This window comes from Bradyrhizobium macuxiense, from assembly GCF_007993935.1.
GTDB lineage: Bacteria > Pseudomonadota > Alphaproteobacteria > Rhizobiales > Xanthobacteraceae > Bradyrhizobium > Bradyrhizobium macuxiense_A.
This window is the reverse complement of the sequence record NZ_VITY01000008.1, coordinates 43,685-55,868: the sequence shown is the minus strand read 5'-3', so window position 1 is coordinate 55,868 and position 12,184 is coordinate 43,685. Positions and strand designations below refer to the sequence as shown.

Sequence of the window (12,184 nt, the reverse complement as noted above, 5' to 3'; positions counted from 1 at the left end):
GCGATGACGCGCGACGAAAAGACGTGCAACGGACGCAGGCGCGCGGCGGCCTGCCTGTTCGCGGCCGCTATCCTGGCCGCTGCGCCGATGCCGGCCACCGCGCAGCAATTCTCCGCCGACCTCGTCGCGCGGAAGGACGATACGGCAACCGTCATGGGAACGCTGCGGGTCTCGGGCGGAAGAGCGCGCATCGAGACCACCGCGCTGCCCGACGGCTTCTTCCTGCTCGATGCGGCCAGACCCGCCGCCTATTTCGTCCGGCCGGCCGCACGTGTCTACATGAATGCGATGCAGTCGAGCCCGCTCACGCAGCTGTTCGTGCCGGTCGATCCCGACGATCCGTGCCGGCAATGGCTGGCGATGGCGCAGCTATCCGCGCCGGTCGATCTCGCGACCTGGCGCTGCCAGCACGATGGACAGGAGGCAATCGCGGGACGCAACACCGAAATCTATCGAATCGCCGGACCGTCCGGTCTGAGCTTTACCGGCTGGATCGACCGCGCGCGCAGCTTTCCGGTGCAGATCAAGACCGGGGACGGGACGGTGATATCAGCCGATCACATCCGGGACGAGCCCCAGCCGGCGCAAAGCTTCGAAATCCCCGCGGGTCTGCGCAAGTTCGATCCGCAAGCGCTGATCCGCCGGATCCAGCAGAGCGATGTATGGGTCGAGCCGCCGGCCTCGCAGTGATGGGCCGCGCGCTACTGCGATTGCCCGCTCGCCACCGGCAGCATTCGGCCGAGCGCCGTGTAGTGGGCTTGATGCACGTTGCTGTTGAACAGCGACCACGGCTCGGCCTTCTTTAGCGCAACGGGAACGTCGAAATTCACCAACTGCGCGAATTTGCGATACTCCGTCATCGCTTCGTCGATATGGCCGGCCGCAACTTCGAGGTCGATGCGGCGCAGCGTGAGGACGAGGTCCTTCAGGATCGCGCGCGCCGCCAGCCGCTCGTCCTTGCCGCCGATCGAGGTGTTCCTGATGTCGGGGATGCGCTCGGTCAGCTCGCGCAGCTCGGCGCCGACCCCGGTCACGGCCAGCGACACCACCGCGGTATCGGCGGCCGGGATCGCGGCCTCGAGCACGCTCGACAATTCCAGCACTTCCTTCATCCGGAGCACGACGCCGTCCTTGTCGAACGGACGTTCGCCGTCGCCGACCGCATTCAGATAGGCGACGAGGTCCTGCACGTCCTGTGTCGACAGTTCGAGGTCGAACACACGGTCGAAATGATCGACCACCTGCTCATAGGTGTCGTAGCGGCCGTCGTGGAAATACGGCGCATTGAAATTGGCGTTCAGCAGGGTCGGGGTCTTCACCAGTCCGCCCGATCCGACGTCGTGACGCACCTGGTCGTTGAAGGTTCCAGCCGGAAGATGGCACCCGGCGCAGCTCAGCTCGGCCTGCTTCGGGAATGGCTTGAAGAACAGCGCCTCGCCACGACGCTCGGCCACGCTCGCCTGCGCGCCAAGCCTGCCGCCGGGCGCAATCTTCGGATTGGGGAGGAAGTCGATGTCGTTGATATAGGCGACGAGGCCGTCCAGAACCTCGTCGCTCGGCCGCGGCCCGGAAAACTCGTTGACGATGACATTATAGACGAACTCGCGCAGCGAAGTGATGCGTCCGTCATGTCCATAGGGGGCGAGGAAGCGGGCGCCCCGCAGGCTCGGAATCCTGACCGGATCGAGGATGCTGTTGAACGTCTTTGCATTGAAGACGAGGCTCGTCGTGTCGAAGGTGCCGGGGCGGGACGATAGGCCCGGGACGAACAATTTCGGATTCGATGCGCCGTTGACGTGACAGGTGCCGCAGCTCATCTCGGCCTGACGGGCCTTGCCGCCGAAGATGGAGGGCGAGTTGAACGCGAGATCGCCGAGATTGACCAAATAGGACTTTCGCCCGCCGATCGCCTCGGAATGAAAGAGCTCGCGCGGCCGCGCCAGCGCGTCCTCGGATAATTCAGTGCCGGCCGGCATCACGGTCTGATCGCCGCCGAGCGGGAACGCCAGCGCTTGCAACGGCAGCAAGGCAACCACGAGCGCCAGCAACGCGGTCCGCGCCGGTGTGACGCTGCCGCGATCGGCAGATGCCGCACGACATTTTTCGGAGCCGGACGCCAGAATATCCCAAGCCATTGCGAGAAAACGCCCCTTGTCACAATGCATATGCGTTGCCGTAGGTCGGAAGATGTCACGGAGGTGACAGTTTCCTGTCGGCAGGATCAATGACCATCTGTTTGGATAGACGACTGTTGATTGCGGTTTGATGACGATCGATCAACGGGCCGCAGACCGGGCTGTATGTGACAGAAAGAAAAATTATCGGCGTGTGCGGGTCTTTTCACGCGTTTGTGCGCGCGTCGAAAAACAGTCATCCCAGCGAAATGTGTTTTGCATAGCGTGTAACTCCATTTCTATTTCTTTCTGAAATCAGGAGAGCACTATGCGGCTTTGGGGAGCCATTCCGGCGCTCGCAGTTGTTGCTGGCGCCGTTGCCATCTCACCGGTGGCAAACGCCGAGAATTTGGTCGAAAAGATCGTTGATGAGTTCAAGCACGAAGTGCGGGACGAGCTGCGTGAGCTGCGCGACCGTGGCCATGAAGGCGTGCATCAGTACAAGCACATCGTCGTCATCTATCAGGAAAACCACAGCTTCGATAACCTCTACGGGCACTGGGGCGATGTCGGCCGTGACCGGATCAACGGCACCTCCGATGCCGATCAGGCCCACACGCTGCAGGTCCGCCAGGACAACCAGACCGTCTATGCCTGTCTGCTGCAGAACGACGTCAACCTGACCTCGCCGTCGCCGCAGCCGACCACCTGCACCGACAATACCGGCTCGGTCGCGATCCTGAGCGCCTTCAAGAACAAGCCGTTCGAGATCAACGACTTCATCCCGACCTCGGCGACCACCTGTCCGAAGCCGGTCGGCGCCTTCGCGCCACACGGCTTCCTCAACGGCACCGGCGCGCCCGGCGGCTGCACCGAGGACATCGTGCATCGCTTCTACAGCGAGCAGTATCAGCTCAACGGCGGCCGGCAGAACCGCTACGTGACCGGCAGCGACGCGTCGGGCCTGGTGATGGGCTACTACGACACCAAGAAGCTGCCGATCTACGGCTATCTGCATAGCCACGGCGCCCCGAACTACGTCATCGCCGACAGCTTCTTTCAGGGCGCGTTCGGCGGTTCATTCCTCAATCACCAGTTCCTGGTCGCGGCCGCGGCGCCGCAGTTCGTCGGCGCCTTGAACGACGGCAGCGCCAACGACTTCCACTCGATCGTCGATACGAACGGCATGCCGACCAGCACGCCGCTCTACACGCCGCTCTCCACGGTGAAGGACGCGCAGCTGACGGCAAAGTGCAGCCAGACCGGCCTGCCGGCCGGCCTCGCCTGCGGCGATTACGCGGTCAACACCACGCAGCCGACCTATCAGCCCTATTCCCCGGGCACTCCGGACATCAAGCGCCTGCCGCCGCTGCACACGCCGAACATCGGCGACCGGCTGTCGGCCAAGCATGTTGACTGGGCCTGGTATTCGGGCGGCTGGTCGAACGCCAACGGCGATGTCGGCGCTTCCGGCTGGACCAACGGCAACGGCACGACCTGCACCGATCCAAACCATAATTCCAATGCCGTGTTCCCGAACTGCCCCGATGTGGACTTCCAGTTCCACCATCAGGCGCTCAACTACTTCGCCAATTACGCGCCGGGAACGCAGGCCCGCAGGGATCACCTGAAGGACGAGGCGGAGTTCATCCAGGCGGCCAAGAACGGCCGGCTGAAGCAGGTCAGCTTCATCAAGCCGATCGGCGAGGAGAACGAGCATCCGGGCTACACCAGCGAGTCCGAAGGCAGCCAGCATCTCGTCGATCTCGTCAAGGCGATCGTCGAAGGGCCCGATGGCAAGGACACGCTGATCGTCATCACCTATGACGAGTTCGGTGGACAGTGGGACCACGTTCCGCCGCCGCCGTTCAACCGTCATGGCGCCGAGGCCAAGGCCGCGGACCAGTGGGGCCCGGGCACCCGCATTCCGGCGCTGCTGATCGCCAAGCGCTTCAACAAGTCGGGCGTCGCGCATGAGGACTTCGACACCACGTCGATCCTCAGGATGCTCGAGAAGCGCTTCGACCTCGATCCGCTGGTGACGCGCCCGGTGCGCAGCCTCTCGGCGGCGCTGAAGGCCGGCGAAGGCTGGCACTGATACGAGAGATCATCCTGGCCCGCGCCGATATTTGACGCGGGCCAGGACTTTCACCAGGCTTCAGGGCCCTTACAGGATCAGATCATGCTGCACGTGCGTGACAGGATCTGAAATGACGGTGCCGGCCATTGCCGCAATTTCCGGACTGGGCGCGAATATCGGCGCGGGCGCGCCGGTCGTGACGCCCTGAATATCGACCTGAAGGCTGGTCGCGGCCGTGTCGCCGTCCTTGTCGGCGGCAAGCACGTCGAACAGCAGATCGGTGCTCGGGATGGTCGTCTTCTCGTTATAGGTGATGTTGTTGACCGTGAAGGTGGCGTTGCCGCTGGCCGCCTGACTGTAGTCGATCCCGACCTGGTTGAACTCCTTGCCAACGTAGAGCGTGTAGGTCGAAGTCGCATCGTCAAAGGCTGAGGTGTTGATCAGCGACGCATCCGATGTTTGCTGCACGACCACGGTGGGATTGCCGCTATGTGGCTTTGCAACGTCGATGCTGAAGTCATGCACGTCGGTGCCGCCGTCCAGAACCTTGAAGATCACGCCTGCCGTGCCGTTGCCCTGCCACTGGGTCAGCATGAAGCTGATCTGCGGCTGCTCGTTGGAGAACTTAAGGTTCAACTGCTCGTTGGGATCCATGCTGAGCCCGGTATCGCCAACCGCAATGCCGTTGTTCGACGCCTTGACATCGATCGGATTGCCGCTGTTGTCGGATCCGGTGATGACGAGCTCTCCATCCGGAGCCGTTAGGGACGGCGTGCCGCCGCCCGAGGCGCCGAACGTGGAGCCGGTCACGGTGACCTGCTTCAGCACGTCGACGCTCTCGAGATCGAACGTAAAGGTACCGTTCGGATTGATCAGCAGCGTGAAGTAGGGATCGGTCAGCGTGCCGCCTGAATCCGCAAGGTAGGCGTCCATTTCGACGCCGCCGCTCACGGCGTGGGTCGAATAGAAGAAGGTGTAGTCGTCGCCATTTCCGGTGACGTGCACGGAGGTGATGCCGCCGCCGAGGCTGGACGTGGCCAGGTCAAATCCCGTGCTGCCGACCGCGCCATCATGGATCGCAAGCTGCATCCCGGCGTCGCCATCCGCGCCGAAATTGATGTGGTAGGTGCCGGTCGCGATCTGATTGTCCTGACCGGTGATCGGGGTCTCCGGGAATCCGCCGATCGTCGGACCGTCATCGGCGATCGTCAATTGCTTGCCGAGGTCAAGGCTCGCGCTCTGGAAGTCGCCGTCCTTGTCGGTGATGGTTGCAACCAGGTTGACGATTCCGGCGCCCAGCGTCACGCCTTCGCCGGTGTCGAGATTGGTACCGAGGGGTTGCGTCACCGCGCGATATTCGGTGAAGGTCACGAGCCCGGTCGCCGGGTCGACGGCGATGGTGAATGCCAGTGTCCCATTGGTCGCGCCGACATGGCCTTCGATGGTGCTGCCGTTCAGAACCAGCACGTCGGCGAGGCCGGTATGCGAATCGATCAGGCCCGACGCGGTATTGCTGCCGCCGGTGATCGTCAGCGCGTAGCAGATGGTCGCACCATCGGCGCCTTGAACCGAACTGAATGCCGTCGAGAAGTCGGTCGATGTCGTGGTCTGCGATGCATCCGGCGTAGAGCCTGCGATGTGGTCGTCGAACACCGTCGCCGTCAGATGCGTCTCACTCAGCGACAGCGACGGCGTCGTGCCATTTGCCGTGATGCTCGGTCCGTCGTCGGTGATCGTGAGCTGCTTGCCGAGATCCAGGCTCGCGCTCTGGACGTCGCCGTCCTTGTCCGTGATGGTTGCGACCAGACTGACTAGTCCGGCCCCGAGCGTCAGACCTTCGCCGCCGTCCGGGCTGGTGCCAAGCGGCTGCTTCACCGCCCGATACTCGGTGAAGGTCACGAGCCCCGTGGCCGGATCGACCGTGATGGTGAATGCCAGGCTGCCATTGGTCGCGCCGACATGGCCCTCGATCGTGTTGCCGTTCAGAACCAGCAGATCGGCAAGGCCGGTATGCGAATCGACCAGGCCCGACGCCGTGCCGTTGCCGCCGGCGATCGTCAGCGTGTAGGCGATGGTCGCACCATCCGCGCCCTGAGCCGAGGTGAACGCGGTCGAGAAATCGGCCGACTTTACCGTCTGCGACGCATCAGGTGCCGAACCCGCGATGTTGTCGTCGAACACCGTTGCCGTCAGATGCGTCTCGCTCAGCGACAGCGACGGCGTGGTCCCGTTTGCCTTGATGCTCGGGCCGTCATCCGTGATGGTCAATTGCCGGCCGAGGTCGAGGCTCGCGCTCTGGAAGTCGCCGTCCTTGTCCGTGATCGTTGCCGTCAGGCCGATGATGCCGGTTGCAAACGTCACGCCTTCGCCGTTGTCCGGGCTGGTGCCAAGCGGCTGCTTCACGGCCCGATACTCGGTGAAGGTCAAAAGTCCCGTGGCCGGATCGATCGTGATGGTGAACGCCAGCGTGCCGCCGGTTGCGCCGACATGGCCCTCGATCGTGTTGCCGTTCAGAACCAGCAGGTCGGCGAGGCCGGTGTGCGAATCGATCAGGCCCGACGCCGTGCCGTTGCCGCCGGCGATCGTCAGCGCGTAGACGATCGTCGCGCCATCCGCACCTTGAACCGAGCTGAACGCGGTCGAGAAGTCGGCTGACGTCGTCGTCAGCGTCGCGTTCGGCTGCGAGCCCGCGATATTGTCGTCGAGCACCGTTGCGGTCAGATGCGTTTCGCTCAGCGACAGCGATGGCGTGGTGCCGCTTGTCCTGATGCTCGGGCCGTCGTCGGTGATGGTCAGTTGCTTGCCGAGGTCCAGGCTCGCACTCTGGACGTTGCCGTCATTGTCGGTGATGGTGGCGACCAAGCTCAGGAGCCCGGGACTCAACGTGATGCCTTCGCCGTTGTCGGGGCTGGTGGCAAGCGGCTGCGTCACCGCGCGCAATTCTGCGAACGTCACGCGCCCGGTAACCGGATCGATCGCGATCGTGAAGGCCAACGTGCCGTTGATTCCCCCGACACGCCCTTCGATCGTGTTGCCGTTCAGAACCAGCACGTCGGCCAGGCCGGTGTGCGAGTCGGTCAGGCCCGAAGCCGTGCCATTACCGCCGGCGATCGTCAGCGCATAGCCGATCGTCGCGCCATTGGCGCCTTGAACCGAGCTGAACGCCGTCGAGAAGTCCACCGACGTCGTCGTCAGCGCTGCGTTCGGCGCGGAGCCTGCGATGTTGTCGTCGAACACCGTGGCCGTCAGATGCGTCTCGCTCAGGGAAAGCGAGGGGGTGGCGCCGTTGGTCCTGATGCTCGGGCTGTCGCCCGTGATCGTGAGCTGCCTGCCAAGATCGAGGCTGGCGATCTGGTAGTCTCCATCTCTGTCCACGATTTCGGCATAAAGGCGGACAACTCCGGAACTCAACGTGATGCCTTCATCGGCGCTGGCGCCGGGCAGTTGCTTCACTGCGCGGTACTCGGTGAACGTCACCAGCCCTGTGAGCGGATCAATCGCAATGCTGAAGGCCAGCGTGCCGGTGGTCGAGCCGACATGCCCTTCGATGGTGTTGCCGTTCTGAACCAAGACGTCGGCAAGGCCGGTGTGCGCGTCGGTCAAGCCCGACGCGGCGCCGTTGCCACCCGTGATCGCCAGCGCGTAGACGATCGTCGCACCATCCGCGCCCTGGATCGAGCTGAATGCGGTCGAGAAGTAGGCTGCTGTCGTCGTCAGCGCCGCATCGGGTGCCGAGCCGGCGATGTTGTCGTCGAGCGCCGTTGCGGTCAGGTGGCTCTCGCTCAGCGTCGGCGACGGCACGGTGCCATTGGCGTTGATCGTCGGGCCGTCGTCGCTGATGCTGAGCCTGCCGCCCAGATCGATCGCCGCGCTCTGCGAGTCTCCATCCCTATCCGTGATGGTTGCAATCAGGCCGACGATTCCGGTGGTCAGCGCCACCGTTTCGCCGCTGTCCGGACTGGTGCCGAACGGCTGCCTCACCGGCCGATACTCGGTGAAGGTGACAAGCCCGGTCGCGGGATCAACCGTGATGGTGAATGCCAGGGTGCCGTCGGTTGCGCCGACACGGCCTTCGACCGTGTTGCCGTCCAGGACCAGCACGTCGGCGAGGCCCGTATGCGAGTCAATCAAGCTCGAGGCTATGCCATCGCTGCCGGCGATCGCCAGCGCATAGGTGACCGTCGCGCCATCCGCGCCTTGCACCGGCTTGAATGCCGTCGAGAAGTCGGCCGATGTCGTCGTCAGCGCCGCGTTCGGCGCGGAGCCGGCGATGTTGTCGTCCAGCACTGTTGCCGTCAGATGCGTCTCGCTCAGCGTCAGCGCTGGCGCCGTTCCGCTTGTGCTGATGCTCGGGTCATCTTCGACGACGACCAACCTGCTGCCGAGATCGAGGGTCACATACCCGAACTGGTCGCCCTTCATCACGGTCGCAACCAGGATGATGACCCCGCTCGCCAGCGGTATGACGTCGCTGTCGTCGGTGCTGGTGCCGGGCGCCTGGGCTGCCGCCCGGTACTCGGTGAACGTCACGTGCGCCGTCACTGGATCGAGCACGATCGTAAATGCCAGCGTCCCCTCGGTGGTGCCGACGCGGCCTTCGATGGTGTTGCCGTTCAGAACCAGCACGTCGGCCAGGCCGGTGTGCGAGTCGATCACCCCCGACGCTGCGCCGTTACCGCCGGTGATCGTCAGCGCGTAGTTGACCGTCGCGCCGACCGCGTCCTGCGGGTTGGCGAACGTGATCGCGAAGTCGCCCGTCGTCGTCGTCAGGGCCTCGTTCGGCGACGAGCCGGCGATTTGGTCGTCCAGCGTCGTCGCGGTCAGATGTCTCTCGTTCAACGTCAGCGGCGGCGGCGCTCCGAAGCTCAGCACGAGCGGCGCCGGTGGCGGCGTGTACGTGATGACGTACCCGGGAAGGGTGATCGGTACCGGACCGAGCTGGTTCGGCGTGAATGACGGGTCAGGTTCAATAAAATTGATTGGCTGCAGCAGCGGCGAGCCTTCGTAAGACGGCATGCCGGACCCTTTTGACCACACTCCTTTGGCGTAACCGGCAAGCGTCTCCTGTTGCGCGTTCCGCAAATCCTCCATGTGGGCGGGGCTGTTCGAGACCTGGCTCACGCCGACCGACGACCCTTTTGTGGTCAGGATCACCGTGACTCCAGGGTCGTCGACGACGATATGCCGGGGGTTCGCCTCTTTCGTCACCAGCTCGAACACGCCGTGGTGCATGTCCTTGTAGGTGATGGTGTCGTCGTCGAGCAACGTGACGTTAGGCTCCGCGGCCCGGGCATCCCTGAGCAGCGAGAAGGTCAGCGCGGCGAACGACAGCAGGCCGAGGCCGCTGGCCCTGACGATGCCAACCGGCGTGTCCGCGGTCAGGACGTCCGACCCGGCCAGCCGGCTGCCGATGAGGCGGAGGATGCTTCTGGTTTTCGCGAACAGTCCCGGCCGCAAGCCGTCGACCGAATTCTGGGTCAGGTCGCCCAATGCCAGCCTTGTGCCTGCCGGCAGGTGGAGCATTTCCCCGTCGATCAAGCGAATTTCGACCCGCCCGCCGACTGCGACCGTGATGACGTCACCCTGGCAAACCGGATCGCCGGCCACGACGGAGAGGGCGATGTCGCGCGCACGCACAATGGTGCCGCAACCGATCACCGTATCGACAACGCCAATCACCCGGGGCAGCCGGCCTAAAACGACCGAACTCGCGCCCCCGAACGCTACGCCGGACGCGACTAACATTTGGCTTTTCGCCTGTTGAACGGCTCAGGCGGTAGGTGCTGCCGCAGTTTTCTTGGTCTGGCTTGCGGTCTCTACGAGGTGAAAAGACCCCGCACCCGCAGCCATAGGCTCGCCCGCCGAAACGTCCTGATTGAAACTAAATTCGGTAGTGAAAATCGGCTTCCAATGCGGCGGAGAGCCATCGCGGAAACGGCAGAACTGCTGCCAATTATCGCAAGTGCACCCCCACAAAATTTAGTGTATATTTACCATGTGAATTGTCCACTTATTAATTTTTAATCGAACGACACCAGGCCCTTAGGCCTGTTTTGCAGCAACTCGGTCGGCAGTAGAGGTCCTGCGGTCCCGGCCCGGCGGTCCAAATCACCATCGCGCCGCGACACGACAAGGTCTTCTCAACGGAGGGGATCGTGCGTAACCATTTGATTGTTCAATTGCTTGCAGGTTTCGTTTTGGCGCTCGCGACCCTGGCGCCTGGTCCGATGCTGGCGCAAACCGAGCGGGCCCAGCCCGCGGTTCAAAATTCCTCGGCGAGCTTCATCGGGACAGTGGTGACCGCCACTGGTTCGGTCACGATCGAGCATCCGAGTGCGGTCGTCGTGCAGGCTGCCCTGTCCGATCAACCGCCGCAGGCGAAGGTGGGCGATCGCGTCTATCTGGGCGACGTGGTGCAGACCGGGGCCGACGGGCGGGTCGGGATCAACTTCACCGACGGCACCTCGTTCAATCTGTCGAGCAACGCCAAGATGGCGATGACCGAGTTCGTGTACGACCCGAACGGCAAGTCGAATTCGACCTTGTTCAAACTGGCCAATGGAACGTTCACCTTCGTTGCCGGCAACATCGCGAAGACCGGCGACATGAAGATCGACACTCCCGCCGCGACGATGGGAATTCGAGGCACCACGCCACGCATCGAAATTTCCGACGACGGTACGGTGAGGTTCGCGACGCTGGTGGAAGAGGGCAAGAGCAAGCTGCTCAGGAAGCCCGCGACACGGGCGGCGCAACCCGAGCAGAACATCCACAGGTTCAATCCGAACATTTGTCGAGGGTGCTAGGCGAGCAGGGCGTCAGTCTTGAGCGGCTACTCACGGATATCGGCGACGACGGCGTCGTCAAAACCGGAGCCCGACATGAATCCTCGTGCAGGTTTCGGTGGGAGTGGCGGCCTGGCGGGGCTTTTCATCCTGCTGCTGCTCACACCGTCGGTTGGCGCGCAGAGCCCGACGCAGAGGAACAACTACCTGCGCAATATCGAGCTGTGTAGCGGCCTCGACCACACGGCGGCCGACGCGCGCATCGGTGCGTGCTCGGCGCTGATCGATGCGGGTCAGGACATGACGGCGGCCGGCCTTGCGATCGCCTACAACAACCGTGGCAATGCCTACACCGGCAAGGGAGACTATGACCGCGCGATCCGGGATTTTGACCGATCCATCGAGCTCAATCCAACCTACATCAAGCCGTTCAACAACCGCGGCGTGGCCTATTTCAGGAAGCACCAGTACGATCGCGCGACCGATGCGTTCGATCAGGCCATCAAGCTCAACCCGAACTACGGCGAGGCCTTTGCCAACCGCGCCGGTGTCTATTTGAAGAAGAATGACTATGCCCGCGCAGTGCAGGACTACGATCAGGCCATTCGCCTCGAGCCCAACCTCGACGGCGTGTGGAACGGACGTTGCTGGAGCCGGGCCATCCTCGGCAAGCTGCAGGAGGCGCTGGAAGATTGCAACAAGGCGCTGCAATCGGGGCCGGCCAATGCCGCGACCTACGACTCGCGCGGCCTGATCTATCTCAAGACCGGCGAGCTTGGCGCGGCGATCGACGACTATAGCTCCGCGCTTCGCATCGATCCGAAGCTGGCAAGCGCACTCTATGGACGCGGGCTGGCGAAGCTGAAGCAGGGCGACAAGGCCGCCGGCAATGCCGACATCGCCGCGGCCAAGGCAATTCAAGGCAGCATCGGCGACGATTTCAAACGTTACGGCGTGCAATAGACGCGCTGGCCGGCGGAGCCCGCCCGGCTTGATGCCGCTGCCGGCGTCCGGTCGCGCCGGTTAGAGCGTGATGAGATTAGGTTGAACTGGATCGACAGCGGAGGTTCACCTCTCCCTTGGGAGAGGTCGGCGCGTAGCGCCGGGTGAGGGGTTACGGTCCCTCGTTAGCGCTGCGGCCCCTCACCCGATTTGCTTTCGCAAATCGACCTCTCCCCGATGGGGAGAGGTAAAGCAGTGCGTGG

General features: G+C 63.5%; 6 protein-coding genes. 4 read left to right on the top strand and 2 right to left on the bottom strand.

Features of this window, described 5'->3' with window-relative positions:
• Positions 1-3 precede the first annotated feature (3 nt).
• Positions 4-690: a hypothetical protein gene (locus tag FBZ93_RS21395; protein ID WP_246667581.1), complete on the top strand. Its 687-nt coding sequence runs from the start codon at positions 4-6 to the stop codon at positions 688-690.
• 11 nt (positions 691-701) lie between these two features.
• Here FBZ93_RS21395 and FBZ93_RS21390 read toward each other — a convergent pair whose 3' ends face one another.
• Positions 702-2,135: a cytochrome c peroxidase gene (locus FBZ93_RS21390; RefSeq protein WP_146988236.1), complete on the bottom strand. Its 1,434-nt coding sequence runs from the start codon at positions 2,133-2,135 to the stop codon at positions 702-704.
• 307 nt (positions 2,136-2,442) lie between these two features.
• Between FBZ93_RS21390 and FBZ93_RS21385 the strand changes: the two genes are divergently transcribed.
• The gene (locus tag FBZ93_RS21385) at positions 2,443-4,212 is read left to right on the top strand and encodes an alkaline phosphatase family protein (protein WP_146988234.1); all 1,770 of its coding nucleotides are present in this window, start codon (positions 2,443-2,445) and stop codon (positions 4,210-4,212) included.
• A gap of 69 nt (positions 4,213-4,281) precedes the next feature.
• Here FBZ93_RS21385 and FBZ93_RS21380 read toward each other — a convergent pair whose 3' ends face one another.
• The gene (locus FBZ93_RS21380) at positions 4,282-9,873 is read right to left on the bottom strand and encodes a DUF5801 repeats-in-toxin domain-containing protein (protein WP_146988232.1); all 5,592 of its coding nucleotides are present in this window, start codon (positions 9,871-9,873) and stop codon (positions 4,282-4,284) included.
• A gap of 476 nt (positions 9,874-10,349) precedes the next feature.
• Here FBZ93_RS21380 and FBZ93_RS21375 point away from each other — a divergent pair, with 476 nt between their 5' ends.
• Positions 10,350-11,000 carry a FecR family protein gene (locus FBZ93_RS21375; protein ID WP_246667580.1) on the top strand — a complete coding sequence of 217 codons (651 nt, stop codon included), beginning with the start codon at positions 10,350-10,352 and terminating at the stop codon, positions 10,998-11,000.
• A 75-nt stretch (positions 11,001-11,075) separates the two neighbouring features.
• Complete coding sequence (locus FBZ93_RS21370) at positions 11,076-11,942, top strand: tetratricopeptide repeat protein (RefSeq protein WP_146988228.1); 867 nt, start codon at positions 11,076-11,078, stop codon at positions 11,940-11,942.
• The last annotated feature ends 242 nt before the right edge of the window (positions 11,943-12,184 follow it).